Here is a 20,522-nt window from a genome sequence, read left to right as displayed (position 1 = left end):
AGCGACTCGAACATGGCCGAGCTGATTCCCGGGGTGCGCAATTCGGCCAGAGCGCTGATCCTGCGCGATGACCGCCTGCTTCTGCTGAAGAAGGAGGGCGACGTCTATGCCTTGCCCGGCGGCGGGCAGGACACCGGCGAATCCCTGGAGACCGCCCTGCAGCGGGAGTGTCGCGAGGAGATCGATACCGAGGTGCTGTCGCCGACCCTGGTGCGGGTCTGCGACTACGTCAAGCTCAAGCGCACCGAGCCGCCGCTGCGCCGACACCAGGTCGACTTCCTGTTTCTCGCGACCGTGCCCGATGACTACACGCCGCGCAGCGGCACGAGCCCCGACAAGCGCCAGCTCGAGGTGTGCTGGGTCGGGATCGATGCCCTTCCGCGGCTGGCGTTCTCTCCCTTCTATCTGGCCGATCTGCTGCCTCGCCTGGTGGGCGCCGGCGCGCTGCCGGCCGAACCACTCTATGCGGGCGAGTTCCATGACCCAGCGGATACCTGACAGCATCCAGGACAACCTGCGCTTCCTGTGCGTCGAGGTGGATTCCCAGCTGGCCAATCTCCAGGCCTTCTTTGCCACCCCGACCGCGGCCATCGCGCGTCGCGTCTCGGAGCGTGACGGCTATGCCCGCAACCTCAAGATGCGCATCCATGCCGACTGCGTCCGGCGGCTGTCGCGCAAGAAGACCGGCGAGGCGCGGCGGCGCATCCTGCGCAGCCTGGAGCTGGTGGCCACCGACCTGGACCGCCTCACCGAGCTGGCCCGCGAGAGCGTGCGCCAGCTGGTCTACGTGGACGATCCCGCGGCGCTGTCGCCGGAGGCGTTCCCGCCGATGCTGGCGCTGGTGCGCTCCGGCGTGGCCATGGTCGAGGGCGCGGTCGCCGACAGCGACACCCAGCAGGCGCTGCAGATCGGCCGCCTCCAGGACACGCTGCACAAGCGCGTCCAGCAGCGGGTGGGCGACGGTGTCGCCGCGCTCAAGCAGCGCGACAACAGCACCGAGGACCTGACCCGGGCGCTGTTCGTGGCCCAGACGATCCGTCAGATGGGCGACGTGCTGCTGCACCTCAGCGAGGTGATCATCTCGGCCAACCTGGGGCAGTCGATGAACTTCGAGCGCTACCGCTCGCTGCACGCGCTGGTCGAGGAGCTGGCCGACGGCGAGGACGAGGCCTTCAGCATGGCGCCCATCGCCGAGACCCGCTCGGGCAGCAGCATCTCGGGCATCTCCACGGGGGATGACGACGAGTACGTGGCGATCTTCAAGGACGGCCTCAAGCGCAAGGTCAAGGAGGAGCGACAGGGGGTCGAGAGCTGGCACGAGATCTATCCCGGCCTGGCGCCCAGGATCCTGTCCTACAAGAAGCGCGGCCAGTCGGCGGCGCTGCTGATCGAGCACCTGCCCGGCTTCACCTTCGAGCACATCCTGCTCAACGAGTCGCCCGAGCTGCTCGACGAGGCCCTCAAGCGGCTCACCCGCACGCTGAAGTCGGTGTGGCAGGAGACCCATACCGACACCCCGGTCGCCGCCGGCTACATGCAGCAGCTCGAGAAGCGCCTCGGCGAGGTCTACAAGATCCATCCCGAGTTCCGTAGCAGCGGCGCGATGGTGTGCGGCGTCGAGCTGCTCGGCTTCGATGCGCTGGTCGAGCGCGCCAGGGTCCGGGAGGCCGAGCTGGGTGCGCCGTTCTCGGTGTACATCCACGGCGACTTCAACGTCGACAACATCATCTACGACCCGCTAGAGCGACGGATCAACTTCATCGACCTGCACCGCTCCAGCTACATGGACTACGTGCAGGATGTCTCGGTGTTCATGGTCTCCAACTACCGGCTGCAGATCATGGACGCCCCGCTGCGCCGTCGCATCATGGGTCTGGCCCAGGACGTCTACCGCACCGCAAGGCGCTATGCGACGTCCCGTGGCGACACCACCTTCGAGCTGAGGCTGGCGCTGGGGCTGGCGCGCTCCTTCGCCACCTCGACCCGTTTCATCCTCGATCAGTCGCTGGCCAGCCGCATGTTCCTGCGCGCGCGCTATCTGCTCGAGCTGGTCCTGGCGGCCGACCTGGAGAAGGCCGACCGTTTTCGCATTCCCATGAAGGAGATTTTCGTTGACTGACCCCAATCCCAGGATCGGCGTGGTGGGCATTCCCGGCAAGTGGTCCACCGAGGTGCTGGCCGACGCCATCGAGGCGCGGACCGGGTTTCGTGCGGTGATCGACCTTCAGCACGTCAGCCTCGACCTGACCACCGGCCGCCTCGACCACCGGGGGCTGGATCTCGGCGAGCTGGATGCCCTGGTGGTCAAGAAGATCAGCGCCGAGTACAGTCCCGACAGCCTGGACCGCCTGGAGCTGCTGCGGGCGGCGGAGGCCCGGGGCGTGCGGGTGTTCAGCGGTGCCGAGAAGATGCTGCGGCTGATCAATCGCCTCAGCTGCACCCTCACCCTGCGCCACGCTGGCATCCCGATGCCGGAGACGGTCGTCACCGAGGACCTCGACAGCGCCTGCGAGGCCGTCCAGCGCTTCGGCGAGGCGGTCTTCAAGCCGCTGTTCTCGACCAAGGCCCGGGGCATGTGCGTGATCTCCGCCGACCAGTCGCCGCAGGCGCTGCGCGACGAGGTCGAAGCCTTCCGCCGCGACAATCCGATGATGTACCTGCAGCGCAAGGTCGAGCTGCCCGGCCGCGATCTGGGCATGGTGTTCGCCGGCGGGCGCTACCTCGGCACCTACGCCCGCGTGCCCCAGAGCGGCGACAGCTGGAACACCACCATCCACAGCGGCGGCCGCTACGAGGCCTATGCGCCCTCGGAGGCACTGATCGACCTGGCCACCCGGGCCCAGGCGCCCTTCGGCCTGGACTTCACCACCGTGGACGTGGCCGAGACCCCGGACGGCCCGATCGTCTTCGAGGTGTCCGCCTTCGGCGGCTTTCGCGGCGCCCTGGAGGGCGCGGGCATCGACGCCGCCGGCGCCTACCTCGACCACGTGCTGAGCGAACTATGAGCGCCGTGAAGGAGTCGCCGGCGGCCCTGGCCGAGACGCTGATCGGCGAGGCCGAATTGCTCGAGCGCGCGCTGGTGCTCGACATGGGGCGGACGACGCTGGCGATCCGCTCCAATTCGGCCGCGCTGCTCGAGCGCCTCGGCGACTACTTCGCCCACTGCCTGGCGCCCCAGGCGGCGGCGACGCTCGAGGTGATCGCCATCGAACGCGAGGCGCCGGCGCTGGACACCGCCTTCGTCGACTGGGCCCGTGAGCCCGGCAAGACCGGCCGCAAGGACAGCTATCATGACCTGCCCGGCGGCCGGCTGGTGCGCAAGGTGCGCACCGGCATGGTGTTCCTGCAGAGTGCGGCGCTCTGCGTCGCGGCCGGCCCCTGCCTGGCCCACGACAACCAGGTGGTGAACTTCGTCATCGCCCAATACATGAACCATCTGCAGCGGGCGGACTGGCAGGTCTGCCACGCCGCGGCGCTGGTGCGCGGCGGCCGGGCCCTGGCCATCGCCGGCTTCTCCGGCGGCGGCAAGTCCACCGCCATGCTGCACGCCCTGGAACATCCCGCGACCGTCTTCCTGACCAACGACCGGCTGTTCCTCAAGCGCGAGGGCGGCGAGGTGCGGGCCGCCGGCGTGCCCAAGCAGCCGCGCATCAATCCCGGCACTGCGCTCCACAATCCCCGCCTCGAGACGCTGATGCCGGCCGCGCGCCGGGATCAGCTGAGGGCGCTGCCGGCTGACGCGCTGTGGGAGCTGGAAGAGAAGCACGACGTGCCCGTCGCCGCGCGCTACGGTCCCGATCGCCTCACCGATGAGGCGGCCCTGGGAGGCTTCGTGGTCCTCAACTGGCGCCGCGACGATGCGAGCCCGCCGCGGGTCGCCGCCGTGGATCTGACGCAGCGTCGCGACCTGCTGGCGGCGATCATGAAGTCGGCGGGGCCCTTCTATCAGCGTGCGGACGGCAGCTTCCTGGCCGACGACGAGCCCCTCGACGAGGCCGCCTATCTGGACGTGCTGGCCGGCGTGCCGGTGTTCGAGGTCAGCGGCGGCATCGACTTCGATGCCCTGGTGGCGGGGCATCTCATTCCCCTGCTGGAGGGCTAGCCATGTCTCGCGAGCTGCTGTTGCTGCGCCACGGCAAGTCCGACGGGTCGGTGCCGGTCGACGATCTCGAGCGCCCGCTGAAGAAGCGCGGCAAGCTCGGCGCCCAGCGCATGGGCGCCTGGCTGGCCGAGCAGGGGCGGGTGCCGCAGCGCATCCTGACCTCGCCCGCCGAGCGCGCCCGGGCTACCGCCGAGAAGTGCGCCAAGGCCATGGGGCTGACCGCCGAGGCCGTGACGCTGGAGCCGGCGCTCTACGAGGGCGATCCCGAGGCGCTGGCGCACGTGGTGGCGCGCTGCCCGGACGATATCTCGCGGCTGATGGTGGTCGGCCACAACCCCGGCCTGGAGGAATTCCTCGACTGGCTCTCGCCCGAACCGCTTCCCGACGCGGAAGACGGCAAGCGACTGCCCACCGCGGCGCTGGCGCGCCTCGGCCTGGACGACGCCTGGGCGTCGCTCGCCGCCGGCGGGGCGCGGCTGCTCGAGCTACAGCGCCCGAAGGCGCTGCCCGAGGGCTTTCCCTTCCCGTTTCCCGACGGCGCCGAGCGGCGCGAGCGGCCGGCCTACTACTACACCCAGTCCGCGGTGCTGCCCTATCGCTGGCGCGACGGCGCGCTCGAGGTGCTGCTGATCGGCTCGAGCAGCAATCGACACTGGAGCCTGCCCAAGGGCATCGTCGAGCCGGGGCTTTCCCCCGAGGCCTCGGCGCTCAAGGAGGCGGGCGAGGAGGCCGGCATCAGCGGCGCGATCGCCGCCGTGGCGCCGGGCCACTATCGCCAGGCCAAGTGGGGCGCGACCTGCGAGGTGGCGCTGTTCGCCATGCGCGTCGACGCCGAGCAACCGCAGCATGATCGCGAGGAGCCGCACCGCACCCGGCGCTGGTTCGCGCCCGAGGAGGCCGCCGCGGCGGTCAAGGGCGAGGCGCTGGCAAGCGAGCTGCGCGCGCTGGCGGCTCGTCTTCGGGCGGGAGGGGCGTCATGACGCGCACGCCCCGCACCATCGCGGCGCTGATCCGCCACGGCGACTATCACCAGCTGGCCGATACGCCGAGCGCCCACCAGCCCTTTCCGCTGACCGAGCGTGGCGAGGCTCAGGCCGGTGAGGCCGGTCTCGCGCTGGCACAGACCCTGGCCGCAGAAGGCTGGCGCCTGGCCGAGACCATCGATGCCTCGCGCCTGCTGCGGGCCTGGCAGACCGCGGAGGGCCTGAAAGCGGCGCTTTCCTCGGCCGGCGTGCCGTGCGAGGCGGCGCCGCGGGTCGAGAGCTTCTCCGCCCTGGCCGAGCGCGGGCTGGGCTGCGCGGCGAACCTGACCGCGGCGCAGATCGCCGAGGTGGTCGCGGTGGACCCGCGCTGCGGCGAGCTGCCGGCGGACTGGAAGTCGAACAGCCACTTCCGGCTGCCGCTGCCCGGGGCGGAGTCGCTGATGGAGGCCGGCGAGCGCGTCGCCGAGCATCTCGAGTCGCGCATGGCCGCGCTGTCGGCGCAGGCCGGTCAGGACACGCTCAAGGTCTTCGTCGGCCACGGGGCCTCCTTCCGCCACGCCGCCCATCGACTCGGCGTGCTGGCCTTCGACGACATCGCCCGGCTGAGCATGTATCACGCCGCGCCGGTCTACCTGGAGCGCGACGCCCACGGCCGCTGGCATCATGTCGGCGGACGCTGGAAGGTGAGGGGCGGCGATGGCTACCACGACTAGCCCAGGCGCACCGGGGCGTCATCGAACCGTCACCTCGAGGTCATAGGCTGGCCCGTTCCCGCTTTCTCCTTCCCTTCTTTCTCCAGGAGCCCGCGCATGGCGAGTGGTCAGGCCCGTTCCGAGACATCCGGCGCGAATGTCGGCGACGAGGGCAACGGCGTTCCTCGCGGCGTTCCCCGTGGCTTTCCCCAATATAAAGGGCCGTCGTGGCTGACCGAGGCGCTGCCGACCACCGCGGAGCCCTGGGTGCCGGGCGGTCGCAACGCCCAGGCACGGGGCGGCAGTTCGCCGGCGGTGGTCACCCGCCTGCTGCGCCGCGCGGTGTCGCATCGCCCCTGGGCCTGGCCCGAGCGTCGGGTCTTCTTCATCTCCGACCCGCACGCCGATGCGCAGGCCTTCGTGGGCTCGCTGGTGGCCTCGGGCGGCGTGAAGCAGACCGGGCCGGGCCTCGACGAGATACGCCTGACCAAGCGCGGCCGCAAGGGCACCTTCGTGATCGGCGGCGACTGCCTGGACAAGGGGCCCAGCAACCTGACGCTGCTGCGCAGCCTGCGCCGGCTGATGGACAGCGGCGCCCGAGTGACGCTGCTGGCGGGCAACCATGACATGCGCCTGCTGATGGGGCTGATGGCCCTGGAGCACGAGCGCTCGCCGCGCACCGAGCACCTCTTCGTGCGCATGGGCAGCAAGGCCATCCCGCTGCTCAAGGAGGTGTACGCCGAGTACCTGGCCGGCAAGAAGAAGCCGCTGGCCGGCGTGCCGGGCAGGAAGGGCTGCCGGCGGCGGCTGTTTCCCGGCGAGGGCTGGTTCGAGGCCTTCCCGGCCATGGCCCGGGAGCAGTTGAGCGACAAGGCCATCGAGCGGGAGCTCGCCCGGCTGCGCAAGAAGGTGGCGAACTTCGAGGCCGCCTGCGAGAAGGCCGGCCTGACGCTGCGCCAGGTCTACGCCGCGTCGCAGGTGCTGTGCGCGCTGTTCCTGCGCCCGGAGGGCGAGTTCGCCTGGTTCTTCGAGGCCATGCGGCTCGCCCACCGGGAGGGTTCCTTCCTGTTCGTGCACGCCGGGCTGGACGACAGCACCGCTCGCCTGATCGAGGACGAGGGCGTCGAGGTGTTGAACCGGCGCTTCTCCGAGCAGGTGCTCGAGGATCCCTTCGGGTTCTACTATGGGCCGCTGGCCAACACCCTGCGCACCAAGTATCGCAAGGTCGATTTTCCCCTGACCGAGCACGGCGTCGACCGCGTCTATCGCCAGGGCATCCACGCCGTGGTGCACGGCCATATCAACCTCACCGCCGGGCAGCGCCTGATGATCCGCCGCGGCATGCTGCACATCGAGGGCGACATCACCCTGGACCGCAACTCGCGTCGCAAGGAAGGGCTCGAGGGGCATGGCATGGGCGTGACCATCATCGACCCGGCGGGCCGGGTGATCGGCATCAGCAACGACTATCCGCATGCCAAGGTCTTCGAACCGGAGCGTTACCTCGAGAGGCGGCGTGCGGCCACCCAGAAGAAGGCAAGACCATCATGAAGACCGAGAAGAGCCTCTTCCGGCACGAATCGCTGCAGAGCATCAAGGGCGCCCAGGAGATCCTCAAGGCGATCACCAAGGGACTGGCCAAGGGCGTGCTGTCGTTCTCGGACGACGAAGGCGAGATTCGTCTCGCCCCCAAGGGGCTGATCAACCTCAAGATCACCGCGCGCAAGGAAGACGACTATCACCGCCTGGACATTCGCCTCTCCTGGCAGGCCAACGACGGCAAGGCGAAGAAGTCGACGCTGAAGGTCGGCCACGACGAGTGAGGAAGCGTCTTTCCTGAAACGCGTTGAGACGACGACGCCCCGGCCAGGCGGCCGGGGCGTCGGGTATCGCATGGCCGGGCCGATTCAGCCCGCCGGTCCGATCAGGTGCTTGACCTCCAGGTAGCCCGCCAGCCCCCAGGGGCCCAGCTCGCGGCCGATGCCGCTGATGCCGAAGCCGCCCCAGCTCGCCTCCGGCAGCACCAGCTGCTCGCTGTTGAACCAGATGCTGCCGGCCCGCAGCGCGCGGCCGACGCGGCGGGCGCGGTCGGCGTCGCCCGAGATCACGGTGGCGGCGAGGCCGAAGGCGGAGTCATTGGCCAGCGCGATCGCCTCGGCGTCGCTGTCGACGCTGCGGGCGCACAGCACCGGGCCGAAGATCTCCTCCCGCCACAGTCGGCTGTCGACCGGCACATCGCGATACAGGGTCGGCGCGACGAACTCGCCTTGGGTGGGCAGGTCGCGGTGCCGGGCGTCGCGCACCGCGATAAGCCCCTCCTCGGCGGCGATGGCCAGATAGCCTTCCACGGCCTCGCGCTGCCGCGCGCTGGTCATCGGGCCCATGTCGGTATCGTCGGCCAGCGGGTCGCCCAGGCGGATGGCGTCGATGCGCGTGGCCAGCGCCGCGTGGAGCGCGTCGGCCAACGATGCGTGCACGATCAGCCGCGAGGTCGCCGAGCAGATCTGCCCGCTGTTGAAGTAGATGCCGGCCATCACCCAGTCGGCGGCGGCCTCGACCTCGGCATCGTCCAGCACCAGGATCGGCGACTTGCCGCCGAGCTCCAGCGACACGCCGCGGGTGCCCTCGGCGGCGGCGCGCATGACCTTCTCGCCCACGGCGTTGCTGCCGGTGAAGGACAGCTTGTCGATGCCCGGATGGGCGCTGAGCGGCGCGCCGATGCCCTCGCCGTCACCGTGCACCAGGTTGAGCACCCCGGCCGGGAGACCGATCTCGAGGGCGATCTCGGCCACGGCCTGTTCGGGCAGCGGCGTGACCTCGGAGGGCTTGAACACCACCGTGCAGCCGGCGGCCAGCGCCGGGGCGATCTTCCAGGCGCTGGTGACCAGCGGGAAGTTCCACGGCGTGATCAGGCCGACCACGCCGGCCGGATCCTCGTAGGTGCGCGCCTCGATGCCGTCCATGCCATGCTCGACAAGGCGCCCCTGGCGGGCCTCCAGGGCACGGGCCTGGCCGGCGTAGTAGCGATAGCAGGCGATGGCATCGTCGAGATCGATGGCGGTCTCGGCCAGGGCCTTGCCGTTGTTGGTGGAAGACAGCCGCATCAGCGCCTCGCGGCGCTCGACGAGGGCGTCGGCGAAGGCTTCGAGATAGGCCGCCCGACGCTCGCCGCCCAGCGCCTGCCAGTCGGGCAGGGCACGACGCGCGGCGTCTACCGCGGCGTCGACGTCGGCCGGGTCGCCGGCGGTGACCTCGGCGATCGTCTCCTGGCGGTAGGGGTCGGTCACCGGCAGGCGGCGCTCGCCGCGGCTCGCGATCCAGTGGTTGTCGATGAACTGTTGGGTGAGTCGTTGCATGTCAGGCTCCGGGGGGGGCAGAGGGAATACGTTCATTGCCGATGGCGCCGCAGCCAGTCGTCGATCAGGGTGGCGAGGCGGTCGCCCGAGAAGCTCGGGAAATGCCCGCCGTGGACGACTCGGACCGGCAGCTCGCGTAGCCGCCGGAGACTCGCGGCGTAGTCGCTCAGATCGCTGTGATAGGCATCTTCGATGAGCTCGCCGTCATAGATCACATCACCCGAGATCAGCGTGCACGTGTCGGCCTCCCACAGTGAGATGCCGCCGGGCGAGTGCCCCGGCGTGTGGAGCACTGTGAAGCGCCGGTCGCCGAGGTCGATCGTGTCGCCGTCTTCCAGCAGGGCGATTTCGGGAGGCGCCGGGATGCGGTAGCCGCTGTGGGCGTAGGGCGCCGGTGGCAGGGCGTCGAACATCTCGTCGTTCAGGAAGGCATCCGCCAGGGTGCGGCCGTTATCCGGTGTCGACAGGATGTCGGCCTCGGCGGGGTGCACGTGGCAGCAGCTGAATTCGTGCGCGGCGCCGATATGATCGAAATGGGTATGGCTGGCCACTCCGACGATCTCCCGCTCGGCGAGCAGGGCGACGTGTCGGCGCAGGGGCACGGCGCCGAGACCGAAGTCGACCAGCAGGTCGCGATCGCGGCCGCGCACGTGCCAGATGTTGCAGCGATAGAACGGCTTGATGCCGGGCTCGTCGATCAGGGTGATGCCGTCGGCCAGGCGGCGGGTGCGATACCAGCGGTCCGCCGTTGGACGCTCAAGCGTGGTGGTCATGCTCGGGCCTCCTGGCGGCGCTGGGCGATCTGGCAGGTGAGGTAGTAGAGCACGCCGGTGAGCAGGAAGACCGGCAGTGAGGCACCGATGTCCAGCGGGGCGACCCAGTTCCAGTAATAGGCCAGCAGCGCTCCGACCAGGTAGCAGCCGAGGGCACGTCGATTGAGGGCGGGCAGCCGCGAGGCCTGTTCGATCAGCTGGTGTGCCGTGTAGCGGTCGCGGTTGATCAGGAAGTAGTCGACGATCATCAGCGAGAAGGCCGGAATGAAGACGCTGCCGAGGATCAGCAGGAAGGTCTGGAAGCTGTCGAGGATGCCCGGAATCAGTGAGCCCAGCACGGAAGCCACGCCGATGATCAGCGCCGGTTTCCAGAACGGCGTGCTCGGGCGAATGCTCATGTAGGAGAGCGTGGCGCTGTAGACGCACATCACGTTCGTGGTCAGCACGGAGAAGAAGATCACCAGGGCGGCGGGCAGTCCGAAGCCGAAGCCGCTGAGCAGCTCGGTGGGGTCGTAGGTCTGCGGGAAGCCGATCGAGACCGAAAGCGCGGAGACCGTTGCGCCGAGCCCCATGGCGATCAGCGTCGCGGTGACGTAGCCGCCCCAGGTGCCGAGCGTGGCGGCCCTGGCCGAGCGGCAGTGGCGATTGTAGTCGGCCGCCAGCGGAATCCATGAGAAGGCGGTGGCGATCACGATGTCGAAGGCGACGCCGGCGCCGAGATGGCCGGTGGCGTCCAGCTCGGTGATGGTGGGTAGATCGTAATTGTGGGCCAGGGCGAACACCACCACGCCGGACAGGGTCAGCATCAGGATTGCGGCGAGCTTCTCCGCCTTCTCGATGCCCAGGTGGCCTCTGAGAGTGATCAGCACCACCAGACCTTCACAGAGCACCGTGAACAGGGCGACGTTGGAGTACCCCGTGAGGGTGGAAACGGCGTGATCGAGGCTCATGCCGGCCAGCAGGGCTTGGATCCAGCTCCAGGCGATCAGCGCCAGCAGGTTGACCCAGGCGGGAAACATCGCCCCGACGCGCCCGAAGGTGCCCCGGGCCAGCACCATGGTGGTCATGCCGGTCTGCTGCCCCATCAGGCCGATGAGCACCAGCGGGATGATGCCGACGGCCGAGCCGATCAGCACCAGCAGCATGGCGTGCCCAAAGCTGAGGTCGGGGACCAGCAGCATGCCCGTCAGGATGGTGGTGACCACCACGTTGGCGCCCAGCCAAAGGGCGAAGGTGCCGGGAAGCCCCAGACTGTGCTCGACGTGGTCGGCGGCCAGGGTGTCCTGGCCGAGAAAGGTCGGTGTGTCGCTCATGGTCGTATCCTTGTTCGTTGTTGGAGGTAGAGACCGGCGCGTTCGTTATCTTGTTATGTGGGCTGTCGGAGGGTCATGACGCTCCGTCGTCTGGGTGGGCCGTGGCCCGGGTCCAGGCTGCGGCGTCGACTTCGATCAGCAGCGGGCCGTCGGCGGGGCGGCGGGTCAGCGCCTGGGCCAGCTCGGCGGGGGCGGCAACGTGGGTGGCGGCACAGCCGAAGCCGCGGGCCACGGTGAGGAAGTCCGGGGCCTGGATGTCGACGCCGAGGCGGGTGACGCCGGCGTCGTCCATGAAGCGGCGGATCTCCTCATAGCCCTGGTTGTGCCACAGCAGGATCACCACCGGCAGGCGCTCCTCCACCGCGCAGGCCAGCTCCGGCAGGGTGAACATCACGCCGCCGTCGCCGACCAGGGCCACCACCGGCAGGTCGGGGCGGGCGAGGCTGGCGCCGAGCGCCGCCGGCAGGCCGTAGCCGAGGGTGCCGTAGCCGGTGGAGGCGTTGAAGAAGCGCCGCGGGGACGGCTGGGCGACCAGATGGTTGGCCGCGTAGGTGGTGGCGCAGGAATCGCCGACCAGGATCGCCTCGGGCAGGGCCTCGCGTAGGGTGTCGAACAGCGGCACATAGGTGGCAAAGGCCGGGTCCTCGGCGAGCCCCATCGCCTCATGGGCGGCGCGGGTACGCTCGGCGCCGCCGCGTTTCAGCCGGGTTCCTTTGAAGTGCGACGCCAGGGCCGCGAGGGCCTGGCCGGCGTCGGCCACCAGGGCCAGGTCGGCGGCCTGGTTGCGGGCCAGCTGCTGGGGATCCACGTCGATGCGGATCAGTCGGCCCTGGAGCGTGAAGCCGTCGTCGAACACCACGTCGTAGTCGGTCTCGCCGAGCTCGGTGCCGATGGCCAGCACCACGTCGGCGTCCCGTGCCAGCTCGCGCACCGCCGGCAGCGAGGCGTTGGCGCCCAGGTCCAGCGGATGGTCGCGGCCGAGCAGCCCCTTGGCGTTGATGGTGGTGACGACGGGGGCATCGAGCGCCTCGACCAGCGCGCGAGCGGCCTCGGGGGCGGCCACGCTGCCGCCGCCGAGCAGCACCAGCGGCCGTGCGGCACCTTCGAGCCAGGCGCCGGCCTCGGCGATGGCCGCGGGATCCGGCGCGGCCTTGGCCAGGCTCGGGCGGTCGAAGCGCCGCGGCGGCGTAGTCGGGGCATCGAACAGATCGATGGGAATCTCGATATGTACCGGCCCGGGGCGCGCGCCTTCGAATACGGCGAAGGCGCGCGCCAGGACCTCGGGCAGGCCATCGGGATCGAGCAGGGTATGGCTGAAGCGGGCGACCCCAGCCAGCAGCTGCTGCTGGCTGGGTAGCTCGTGGAGCCGGCCCTGGCCGCGGCCCAGGGTGTCGCGGCGATTGACGCTGGAGATCACCAGCATCGGCACCGAGTCGGCCAGCGCCTGGCCCATGGCGGTGGCGATGTTGGTCATGCCGGGCCCGGTGATGATGAAGCACACGCCAGGCTGGCCGGTGGCACGGGCGTAGCCGTCGGCCATGAAGCCGGCACCCTGCTCGTGGCGCGGCGTCACGTGGCGAATGCCGCCGTTCTTTTCGCCACTCAGGCCCCGATAGAGCTCGACGGTATGCACCCCGGGGATGCCGAACACGGTATCCACGCGATAGGTGTCACGCAGCAGTCGGATCAGCAGTTCGGCGCAGGTCATGGGGGCTGTTCCCTCGGTGTTCATGCTCTCGACGTTCATGCGTCTCTCCTCAGCCGACCAGCCAGTGGCCCATGATCACGATGATCGGCAGGGTGATGGCGGTGCGCAGCAGGAAGATCACCACCAGCTCCCACAGCTTGAGCGGGATCTTGGACTTGAGCAGCAGGGCGCCGATCTCGGACATGTAGATCAGCTGGGTCAGCGACAGGCAGGCGATCACGAAGCGCGTCAGCTCGCTTTCGATATCGCTGGCCAGCACCGCCGGCAGGAACATGTCGGCGAAGCCCACCAGGGTGGCGGGGGCGGCGGCCTCGGCCTCGGGGATCTGCATCCATTCCAGCACCGGCACCATGGGCGCGGAGAGCCAGGTGAACAGCGGCGTGAACTCGGCCAGCATCAGCGCCACGGTGCCGATGGCGATCACCAGCGGCAACAGGCCGAGGAAGATGTCGGCGACGTTGAACAGCGCGAGCCGGGCCAGCTTCATCGGCCCAGGGGCGGTCTCGGCGCGCGCCACCGCCATGCCCAGGCTGTAGCGCAGCAGGTTCTGGTCGCCGGTGTTCTCCTCGGCGATCTGGCAGCCTACCGGCTCGTGGTAGGTGTTCGGCTTGCGCGACAGCGGCGGCAGGCGCGGCACGATCACCGCGGCCACCAGGCCGGCCACGACCACGGTCAGGTAGAACGGCACGAACAGGTGATTGATGCCGATGAAGCTGGTGACCAGCAGGGCGAAGGCGATCGAGACGATGGAGAAGTTGGTGGCGATCGCCGAGGCCTCGCGGCCGTTGTAGTAGCCCTGCTCGTACTGCTGGGTGGTGATCAGCACGCCCACGGTGCCGGAGCCCATCCAGGAGGCGGTGGCGTCGATGGCGCTGCGGCCCGGCAGGCCGAAGATGCGGCGGAAGGGCGTGCGCACCAGGCTGCCGATGAACTCCATGAAGCCGAAGTCCACCAGGAAAGGCAGCAGGATGGCGGCGAAAAAGAAGAACGTCAGCAGTACCGGGGCTAGGTCGTTCAGCATCACGCCCCCGGTGAAGGATGCGGTGACCGCTTCCGGGCCGACCTGGAAATAGGTCATCAGCGCGAACGCCGCGCCCAGGATACGCATGATCGCCCACAGCGGTGCCACGTCGAACAGCTCGTGCAGGGCGCCCTCGCGGGCCCAGGCGGGACGGACCAGCTTGACCGTCAGCGTCAGCACCACGGACAGGCACAGCACGACCGTGGCGATGGTCGGCAGGGCATCACCGAGCAGCGCCTTGAGGCCGTCGGCCATCAGGCCCATGCCGATGTTGATGGTGTCGCCGGTAGAGAAGGGCACCAGGAACAGGCCGATGCCCAGCAGCGAAGGGATCAGGAACTTCAGCAGTCCGGCGCGGCTCAGCGGCGCCGCGCGACTGGCCAGATGGGTGTCGTAGGAGTTGGCCATGGGTTTCCCTGTTGATCTTGTAATGGGTAGGGCCCGGCCCGGGAGGGCCGGGGCGGTTCGGTTCGGCTCAGTCGCGGTGTTTCACGCCGGGCAGCACGCACAGCATCTCGTAGAGCAGGGTGGCGCCCATCAGGGCGGTGTTGCCGCTGGTGTCATAGGGGGGCGAGACCTCGACCAGGTCGCCGCCGACGACGTTGAGGCCTGCCGCGCCGCGCACGATCTCCAGCCCCTGCTGGGCGGTGAGGCCGCCCATCTCGACGGTACCGGTGCCGGGAGCGACCGAGGGGTCCAGGCCGTCGATGTCGAAGGAGATGTAGACCGGACCGTCGCCCATCTGCTCGCGCACCTCGGCCATCAGCGGCGCCAGCGACTTGTACCAGCACTCCTCGGCGGTCACGACGCGGAAGCCCTGATCGCGGCACCAGTCGAAGTCGTCGGCGGCGTAGCCGGTGCCGCGCAGGCCGATCTGCACCACGCGGCTGCTGTCCAGCAGGCCTTCTTCCTGCGCGCGGCGGAAGGGGCAGCCGTGGGCGATTTCCTCGCCGAACATGTGCTCGTTGACGTCGGCGTGGGCATCGATGTGAATCAGTCCGACCGGGCCGTGCTTCTTGGCGATGGCGCGCAGCAGCGGCCAGGTCAGGGTGTGGTCGCCGCCCATCGTCAAGGGCACGCAGTCGTGAGACAGCACCTCGTCGTAGAAGCCGGTGATGATGTCGAGGTTCTTGGGCAGGTTGAAGGTGTTGATCGCCACGTCGCCGATGTCGGCGACCTGCAGGCTGTCGAAAGGTGCGGCGCGGGTGGCCATGTTGTAGGGGCGAAGCATGCGCGACTCGTCGCGGATCTGGCGCGGCCCCAGGCGCGTGCCGGGGCGGTTGGAGGCGCCGATGTCCATGGGCACGCCGATGAAAGCGGCATCGAGCCCGGCGGCACTGTCCTGGGTGGGCAGGCGCATCATGGTGGCGGGGCCGCCGAAGCGTGGCATCTCGTTGCCGCCGAGGGGCTGGTTAAAGTCGCTCATTGGGGCTCCATATCATTGGGGTTGTTCATCGTTACCTTAAGCATGAAACGTGCCACTTTTTAACTGGCTGATATTGTTGGAGGTTTAGAGTGCGTCGATTCATTTCTGGATCGCTGGCGCCGTGACCGTGATACATTCGTGAATCGCGCGATTCATTTATGCATCACGGGGCCTTCCATGAGCGAACTCGACAGCTGCATCCTGCAGACCATCATCGACACCGCCCACGATCACTTCTTCGTGGTGGATACCGGGGGACGAGTCTGCGAGGTCAGCCCGGCCGCGGCGGCGGTCTATGGCATGTCTCGCGAGGAGCTGTGCGCTACGACCGTGCAGCAGCTCGAGGCCGAGGGCGTGCTGAAGCCCTCGATCAGCCTGGAGGTCATCCGCACCGGCAAGCCGGCCCAGCTGATGCAGGTGACCGGCACCGGGCGGCGGGTGATCGCGCAGGCGCATCCGGTGTTTCAGGGCGGCCAGCTGGTGGCCGTGGTCAGCCGGTCCATGGACCTGACCGACCTGCAGATGCTCCAGGAAGAGTATGCGTTGCTGCAGCGTCGCTTCAGCGAGCATCTCATGCGTGGCGGCGGCGCCGAGGAGCCCGGTCTGGACGTCGACCTGGGCGAACTCGAGGTGCGTAGCCGGGTGATGCGCGAGGTGGCGCTGCTGCTGCAGCGAGTGGCGCCGACCGACGCCACGGTGCTGATGCTCGGCGAGTCGGGCGTCGGCAAGACCGCCTTCGCCCGCCAGCTGCACCGCTGGAGCGCGCGCGGCGATGGGCCCTTCATCGACGTCAACTGCGGCGCCATTCCCGAGAGCCTGTTCGAGTCGGAGATGTTCGGCTATCGACATGGTGCCTTCAGCGGTGCCGCGCCGGGCGGCAAGGCGGGTCTCCTGGAGCAGGCCGAGGGCGGGACCCTGTTCCTCGATGAGATCGGCGAGCTGCCGCTGGCGATGCAGACCAAGCTGCTCAAGACCATCCAGGACGGCAGCGTGACTCGGCTGGGCGACACGCAGGCGAGGCGTATCGATTTCCGGCTGGTGGTGGCGACCAACCAGGATCTGGCCCGGCGGGTCGAGGAGGGGGCGTTCCGTCTCGATCTCTACTATCGCCTCAACGTGATCCCCGTCACCCTGCCGCCGCTGCGCGAGCGTCGCGAGGACATCCCCGGCCTGGTCGAGCGCCAGCTGAAGCGTCTCAACGCCCGTTATGGGCGTGACAAGCTGATCGGGCGTGACGTCTGGCAGGAGCTGATGGGGCGGGACTGGCCGGGCAACGTGCGGGAGCTCGAGAACTGGCTGGAGCGAGCCTGGCTGTCGGCCGGGGAAGATATCATTCGTGGCGAGCGCGCGGCTGCGGAAGGGTCGGCGCCGCTGCCCGAGACGGAGCCGGGCCGGAGCATCGAGGGGAAGGCCGTCGCCACTCTGCTCGAAGGGGAGTCGCTCAAGGCCATGCTGGCGCGCACCGAGCGGGCCGTCCTCGCCGAGCTATGTGGCGAGCTGTCTTCCACTTATGCAATGGCCGAGCGGCTCGGCATCAGCCAGCCCAGCGTGGTGCGCAAGCTTCGTCAGCATGGGCTGCGGATCGGGCAGAGGGGGTAATGAAACAAGCCGAAGGAAACGAAAAACGCCCACCGCTCGATTGAGCTAAGTGGGCGTTTTTACTGAATTCTTGGTCGGAGTAGCAGGATTCGAACCTACGACCTCTGCCTCCCGAAGGCAGCGCTCTACCAAGCTGAGCTATACTCCGATGTCTGCCGTGTCTCTCGGCGACGGATGGGTATTATACGTAGGCGAAAACGGAATGCAAGCCCTTCTTTTCTTCTCCGTCTTCGCCGATCTCCGGCCTCGGGCTCAGTTGCGGCGCTCCACCGCCAGGCGAGCCAGTTCGGCCATGCTGTCGCGGTAGGGGGAGTCGGGCAGGGCATCCAGCTGGGCCAGGGCCTTGGCGGACATCTCCTCGGCCTTGGCACGGGTGTATTCCAGCGCGCCGGTCTCGCCGACGATGGCCAGCACCTCGTCGAGGCGCTCGAGGCCGCCCTGGCGGATGGCCTGGCGGACCACCTTGGCCTGTTCGGCGGTGCCGGCGGCCATGGCCTGGATCAGCGGCAGGGTCGGCTTGCCCTCGGCCAGGTCGTCGCCGACGTTCTTGCCCATCGCCTCGGCGTCGCCCTGGTAGTCGAGCAGGTCGTCGACCAGCTGGAAGGCCAGGCCCAGGTAGCGGCCGTAGAGGCGTAGCGCGTCTTCCTGCTCGGGCGTGGCGCCGGCGAGCAGGGCGCCGCTGTGGGAGGCTGCCTCGAACAGCATGGCGGTCTTGCCCTGGATGGTCTCGAAGTAGGCGGCCTCGTCCACGTCGGGGTTGCCGACGTTGGTCAGCTGCTGGACCTCGCCCTCGGCGATGGTGCAGGTGGCGGCGGAGAGCACTTCCATGATCCGCATCGAGCCCACGTCGACCATCATCTGGAACGAGCGTGAATAGAGGAAGTCGCCGACCAGCACCGAAGGCGCGTTGCCCCAGGCATCGTTGGCGGTGGCCTTGCCGCGGCGCATGTGGGATTCGTCCACCACGTCGTCGTGCAGCAGGGTCGAGGTGTGCATGAACTCGATCAGCGTGGCCAGGGTGATGTGGCGGTCGCCCTCGACGCCCAGCGAGCGGGCGGCCAGCAGCACCAGCAGCGGGCGCAGGCGCTTGCCGCCGCTGTCGATGATGTACTGCCCGATGGTCTCCACCAGCGGCACCTTGGAGGCGAGCTGTTCGAGGATGGTGCGGTTGACGGCGGCGAAGTCCTCGGCGACGACGGCATGGATGGGCGAGGCGGGGACGGCGTTCTCGAGCTGTGGCGACGAAGGGTTGGCTGACATGAAGGCGGCATCGACGAAGTGGTGGGGGCGGCGGGCGGCATCCGTGCGCGATGCCCCTGGCGCCGGCCTGGGAGTGAGGGTCATGCTATGGGGCCCCCCTTGGGGCGTCAAGGCGCGCGCCCGCGCTGGTGCTCGGGTCGCGCCGGACGCGGCGTTCAGGGTGTCGGCCGGGTTGTCGTCCTGCGCGCGTGCGGTTATAATCCGCGACCCACTCATCTCGCTCCCTGTCAGATGGTTGCCGGAAGGGGCGCCACTCGAAGCAGGTCGATGAAGAGCCAACCCCCGATGAGTACCGGAGAGACAAGCATGTACGCAGTTATCAAGAGCGGTGGCAAGCAGTACCGCGTTCAGGAAGGCCAGACTCTCAAGCTCGAGAAGCTGGAAGTGCCGACCGGCGACACCATCGAGTTCGATGAAGTCCTGCTGGTGGGTGGCGATGACGACGTCCAGGTCGGCGCGCCGACCGTCGACGGTGCCAAGGTGTCTGCCGAGGTCGTCGCTCATGGCCGTGGCGACAAGGTGAACATCATCAAGTTCCGTCGCCGCAAGCACAGCATGAAGCGTCAGGGCCACCGTCAGTGGTTCACCGAAGTCAAGATCACCGGGATCTCCGCGTAAGCGGTCACTCCCCTGAACGAGCGAGGTATTTGCAATGGCTCATAAGAAGGCAGCGGGCTCTACCCGTAACGGTCGCGATTCCGAATCCAAGCGCCTTGGCGTGAAGCTGTTCGGTGGCCAGTCCGTGGCTCCGGGCAACATCATCGTCCGTCAGCGCGGCACCAAGTTCCACGCCGGCGCCGGCGTGGGCATCGGCAAGGACCACACCCTGTTCGCCCTGGACGAAGGCGTGGTCAAGTTCGAGACCAAGGGTCCGAAGAATCGCAAGTTCGTGAGCGTCGTCTCCGCCTGAGACCGCCCGGACCTGTAGCGAGAAGGCCCCGCCATGGCGGGGCCTTCTTGTATCATGGCGGTATGCACCGCCGGGAGAATGACAGATGCAGTTCGTCGACGAAGCCTCGATCATCGTGGAAGCCGGCAAGGGCGGTAATGGCTGCCTGAGCTTCCGCCGCGAGAAGTACGTGCCCAAGGGTGGTCCCGATGGGGGCGACGGCGGCCATGGCGGCAGTGTCTACCTGATCGGTGACGACGCCCTCAACACCCTTATCGACTTCAAGTACCAGCGCTTCTACAAGGCCCAGAACGGCCAGCCCGGCCAGGGTCGGCAGATGAGCGGCCGCGCCGGCGAGGACCTGCACATCAAGGTGCCGGTGGGCACCACGGTGATCGACGAGGACACCCTCGAGGTGATCGCCGACGTCACCGAGATCGGTCAGGTGGTGCTGGTGGGCCAGGGCGGTCGCCGCGGGCTCGGCAATATCCACTTCAAGTCGTCTACCAATCGGGCGCCGCGGCGCACCACGCCGGGCACCGAAGGCGAGCGGCGCAACCTGCGCCTGGAAATGAAGGTGATGGCCGACGTCGGCCTGCTGGGCTTGCCCAACGCCGGCAAGTCGACGCTGATCCGCTCGGTCTCGGCGGCCAAGCCCAAGGTCGCCAACTATCCCTTCACCACCCTGGTGCCGAATCTCGGCGTGGTGAAGCTCGGTCAGCACGAGCACTTCGTGATGGCCGACATTCCCGGGCTGATCGAGGGCGCCTCCGACGGCGCGGGCCTGGGGCTGCGCTTCCTCAAGCACCTGACCCGCTCGCGGCTGCTGTTCCACGTGGTCGACGTGGCGCCCTTCGACGAGTCCGATCCGGTGGAAGCCGCCGAGGCCATCGTCCGCGAGCTGGGCGAGTTCTCGCCGACGCTGGCCGAGCTGCCGCGCTGGCTGGTGCTCAACAAGCTCGACCTGCTGCCCGAGGACGAGCGCGAGGCGGTGGCCGACGAGATCGTCAGGCGCCTCGACTGGGACGGTCCGGTGTTCCGTGTCTCGGCGATCAGCGGCGAAGGCACCGAGGCCCTGGTGCAGGCCGCCCATCGCTGGCTCACCGAGCGGCGCCGCCTCGAGAACGAGGACGAGGAGGTCGCCGAGCACGAGCGCGAGATGCGTCGTCGCATGGAAGAGGAGGCCGTGGCCCGCACCGAGGCCCGGCTGGGTCGCAAGCGTCCTCGCGACGACGAGGACGATGACGACGACTTCGATGACGACGACTACGACGTCGAGATCGAATACGCTCCCTGAGGGCGGGCGTAGTAGGCTGGAGGTGCAGCGGGCGGCGCCGTCGCGCCGGCCGCTGTGGCGGGCGCGAGCCCGATGAACGCGAGTCGTATCAAGGACGGCGAAG

The 20,522-nt window shown here is 68.8% G+C and carries 19 protein-coding genes and 1 tRNA gene; 12 read left to right on the top strand and 8 right to left on the bottom strand.

The window, feature by feature from the left end; translation table 11 throughout:
- Positions 1–12: 12 nt before the first annotated feature.
- From CVH10_RS13070 to CVH10_RS13035, 8 genes are all read left to right on the top strand, one after another.
- Entirely contained in the window at positions 13–498 is a 486-nt protein-coding gene (locus CVH10_RS13070; protein ID WP_052052494.1) for an NUDIX domain-containing protein, read from the top strand.
- On the top strand, positions 479–2,119 hold the full coding sequence (locus CVH10_RS13065; RefSeq protein ID WP_106488915.1) for a phosphotransferase: 1,641 nt from the start codon (positions 479–481) through the stop codon (positions 2,117–2,119). The genes CVH10_RS13070 and CVH10_RS13065 overlap by 20 nt, the downstream gene beginning before the upstream one ends.
- Positions 2,112–3,005 (top strand): GAK system ATP-grasp enzyme, encoded by an 894-nt coding sequence (locus CVH10_RS13060; RefSeq protein WP_106488914.1) that lies wholly within the window; start codon positions 2,112–2,114, stop codon positions 3,003–3,005. Before CVH10_RS13065 ends, CVH10_RS13060 begins: the two co-directional genes overlap by 8 nt.
- Positions 3,002–4,102: an HprK-related kinase B gene (locus CVH10_RS13055; RefSeq protein ID WP_035596479.1), complete on the top strand. Its 1,101-nt coding sequence runs from the start codon at positions 3,002–3,004 to the stop codon at positions 4,100–4,102. Before CVH10_RS13060 ends, CVH10_RS13055 begins: the two co-directional genes overlap by 4 nt.
- Positions 4,103–4,104: 2 nt before the next feature.
- Positions 4,105–5,082, top strand: a complete 978-nt coding sequence (locus CVH10_RS13050) for an NUDIX domain-containing protein (RefSeq protein ID WP_106488913.1) — start codon at positions 4,105–4,107, stop codon at positions 5,080–5,082.
- Complete coding sequence (locus CVH10_RS13045; protein ID WP_106488912.1) at positions 5,079–5,798, top strand: histidine phosphatase family protein; 720 nt, start codon at positions 5,079–5,081, stop codon at positions 5,796–5,798. Before CVH10_RS13050 ends, CVH10_RS13045 begins: the two co-directional genes overlap by 4 nt.
- Before the next feature lie 96 nt (positions 5,799–5,894).
- Positions 5,895–7,328 (top strand): metallophosphoesterase, encoded by a 1,434-nt coding sequence (locus CVH10_RS13040; RefSeq protein WP_106488911.1) that lies wholly within the window; start codon positions 5,895–5,897, stop codon positions 7,326–7,328.
- Complete coding sequence (locus tag CVH10_RS13035; RefSeq protein ID WP_035596484.1) at positions 7,325–7,600, top strand: amphi-Trp domain-containing protein; 276 nt, start codon at positions 7,325–7,327, stop codon at positions 7,598–7,600. The genes CVH10_RS13040 and CVH10_RS13035 overlap by 4 nt, the downstream gene beginning before the upstream one ends.
- A gap of 84 nt (positions 7,601–7,684) precedes the next feature.
- Here the strand turns inward: CVH10_RS13035 and CVH10_RS13030 are convergent, their stop codons facing one another.
- The 6 genes from CVH10_RS13030 to speB form a co-directional block, all read right to left on the bottom strand.
- Positions 7,685–9,133: an aldehyde dehydrogenase family protein gene (locus CVH10_RS13030; protein ID WP_106488910.1), complete on the bottom strand. Its 1,449-nt coding sequence runs from the start codon at positions 9,131–9,133 to the stop codon at positions 7,685–7,687.
- A gap of 32 nt (positions 9,134–9,165) precedes the next feature.
- The gene (locus CVH10_RS13025) at positions 9,166–9,906 is read right to left on the bottom strand and encodes an MBL fold metallo-hydrolase (protein WP_106488909.1); all 741 of its coding nucleotides are present in this window, start codon (positions 9,904–9,906) and stop codon (positions 9,166–9,168) included.
- Complete coding sequence (locus tag CVH10_RS13020) at positions 9,903–11,219, bottom strand: cytosine permease (protein ID WP_035596493.1); 1,317 nt, start codon at positions 11,217–11,219, stop codon at positions 9,903–9,905. The genes CVH10_RS13025 and CVH10_RS13020 overlap by 4 nt, the downstream gene beginning before the upstream one ends.
- Positions 11,220–11,292: 73 nt before the next feature.
- The gene (locus CVH10_RS13015) at positions 11,293–12,966 is read right to left on the bottom strand and encodes a 5-guanidino-2-oxopentanoate decarboxylase (protein ID WP_369335803.1); all 1,674 of its coding nucleotides are present in this window, start codon (positions 12,964–12,966) and stop codon (positions 11,293–11,295) included.
- 10 nt (positions 12,967–12,976) lie between these two features.
- Positions 12,977–14,356 carry a YjiH family protein gene (locus tag CVH10_RS13010; protein ID WP_052052321.1) on the bottom strand — a complete coding sequence of 460 codons (1,380 nt, stop codon included), beginning with the start codon at positions 14,354–14,356 and terminating at the stop codon, positions 12,977–12,979.
- Positions 14,357–14,423: 67 nt separating this feature from the next.
- A complete protein-coding gene (gene speB / locus CVH10_RS13005) occupies positions 14,424–15,374 on the bottom strand; it encodes an agmatinase (RefSeq protein WP_035592820.1) in 951 nt (316 codons plus the stop codon).
- 177 nt (positions 15,375–15,551) lie between these two features.
- On the opposite strand from speB, the gene CVH10_RS13000 reads away from it, so the two are divergent.
- A complete protein-coding gene (locus CVH10_RS13000; protein WP_106488908.1) occupies positions 15,552–16,973 on the top strand; it encodes a sigma-54-dependent Fis family transcriptional regulator in 1,422 nt (473 codons plus the stop codon).
- Positions 16,974–17,044: 71 nt separating this feature from the next.
- Here CVH10_RS13000 and CVH10_RS12995 read toward each other — a convergent pair.
- Positions 17,045–17,121: transfer RNA gene (locus CVH10_RS12995), tRNA-Pro, on the bottom strand.
- Positions 17,122–17,225: 104 nt separating this feature from the next.
- Positions 17,226–18,233 (bottom strand): octaprenyl diphosphate synthase, encoded by a 1,008-nt coding sequence (gene ispB / locus CVH10_RS12990; protein WP_035592822.1) that lies wholly within the window; start codon positions 18,231–18,233, stop codon positions 17,226–17,228.
- 306 nt (positions 18,234–18,539) lie between these two features.
- Here ispB and rplU point away from each other — a divergent pair, with 306 nt between their 5' ends.
- The 3 genes from rplU (at position 18,540) to cgtA (ending at position 20,419) form a co-directional block, all read left to right on the top strand.
- Positions 18,540–18,851: a 50S ribosomal protein L21 gene (gene rplU, locus CVH10_RS12985; RefSeq protein WP_035592824.1), complete on the top strand. Its 312-nt coding sequence runs from the start codon at positions 18,540–18,542 to the stop codon at positions 18,849–18,851.
- A gap of 34 nt (positions 18,852–18,885) precedes the next feature.
- Positions 18,886–19,143, top strand: a complete 258-nt coding sequence (rpmA, locus tag CVH10_RS12980) for a 50S ribosomal protein L27 (protein ID WP_035592825.1) — start codon at positions 18,886–18,888, stop codon at positions 19,141–19,143.
- A gap of 85 nt (positions 19,144–19,228) precedes the next feature.
- On the top strand, positions 19,229–20,419 hold the full coding sequence (gene cgtA / locus CVH10_RS12975) for an Obg family GTPase CgtA (RefSeq protein WP_035592827.1): 1,191 nt from the start codon (positions 19,229–19,231) through the stop codon (positions 20,417–20,419).
- Positions 20,420–20,522: the final 103 nt, after the last annotated feature.

It is taken from the genome of Halomonas sp. ND22Bw, from assembly GCF_003011945.1.
Lineage (GTDB): Bacteria > Pseudomonadota > Gammaproteobacteria > Pseudomonadales > Halomonadaceae > Halomonas > Halomonas halophila.
Note: the sequence above shows the minus strand (reverse complement) of the source record. Positions and strands in the feature narration are given on the sequence as shown.

Bases quoted from the DNA above. Each gene is read 5' to 3' on its own strand.
- rpmA (WP_035592825.1), top strand. From the start codon at position 18,886: ATGGCTCATAAGAAGGCAGCGGGCTCTACCCGTAACGGTCGCGATTCC.
- ispB (WP_035592822.1), bottom strand. From the start codon at position 18,233: ATGTCAGCCAACCCTTCGTCGCCACAGCTCGAGAACGCCGTCCCCGCC.
- cgtA (WP_035592827.1), top strand. From the start codon at position 19,229: ATGCAGTTCGTCGACGAAGCCTCGATCATCGTGGAAGCCGGCAAGGGC.
- speB (WP_035592820.1), bottom strand. From the start codon at position 15,374: ATGAGCGACTTTAACCAGCCCCTCGGCGGCAACGAGATGCCACGCTTC.
- CVH10_RS13070 (WP_052052494.1), top strand. From the start codon at position 13: ATGGCCGAGCTGATTCCCGGGGTGCGCAATTCGGCCAGAGCGCTGATC.
- CVH10_RS13025 (WP_106488909.1), bottom strand. From the start codon at position 9,906: ATGACCACCACGCTTGAGCGTCCAACGGCGGACCGCTGGTATCGCACC.
- rplU (WP_035592824.1), top strand. From the start codon at position 18,540: ATGTACGCAGTTATCAAGAGCGGTGGCAAGCAGTACCGCGTTCAGGAA.
- CVH10_RS13000 (WP_106488908.1), top strand. From the start codon at position 15,552: ATGAGCGAACTCGACAGCTGCATCCTGCAGACCATCATCGACACCGCC.
- CVH10_RS13055 (WP_035596479.1), top strand. From the start codon at position 3,002: ATGAGCGCCGTGAAGGAGTCGCCGGCGGCCCTGGCCGAGACGCTGATC.
- CVH10_RS13015 (WP_369335803.1), bottom strand. From the start codon at position 12,966: ATGAACGTCGAGAGCATGAACACCGAGGGAACAGCCCCCATGACCTGC.
- CVH10_RS13045 (WP_106488912.1), top strand. From the start codon at position 5,079: ATGACGCGCACGCCCCGCACCATCGCGGCGCTGATCCGCCACGGCGAC.
- CVH10_RS13020 (WP_035596493.1), bottom strand. From the start codon at position 11,219: ATGAGCGACACACCGACCTTTCTCGGCCAGGACACCCTGGCCGCCGAC.
- CVH10_RS13050 (WP_106488913.1), top strand. From the start codon at position 4,105: ATGTCTCGCGAGCTGCTGTTGCTGCGCCACGGCAAGTCCGACGGGTCG.
- CVH10_RS13065 (WP_106488915.1), top strand. From the start codon at position 479: ATGACCCAGCGGATACCTGACAGCATCCAGGACAACCTGCGCTTCCTG.
- CVH10_RS13035 (WP_035596484.1), top strand. From the start codon at position 7,325: ATGAAGACCGAGAAGAGCCTCTTCCGGCACGAATCGCTGCAGAGCATC.
- CVH10_RS13040 (WP_106488911.1), top strand. From the start codon at position 5,895: ATGGCGAGTGGTCAGGCCCGTTCCGAGACATCCGGCGCGAATGTCGGC.
- CVH10_RS13030 (WP_106488910.1), bottom strand. From the start codon at position 9,133: ATGCAACGACTCACCCAACAGTTCATCGACAACCACTGGATCGCGAGC.
- CVH10_RS13010 (WP_052052321.1), bottom strand. From the start codon at position 14,356: ATGGCCAACTCCTACGACACCCATCTGGCCAGTCGCGCGGCGCCGCTG.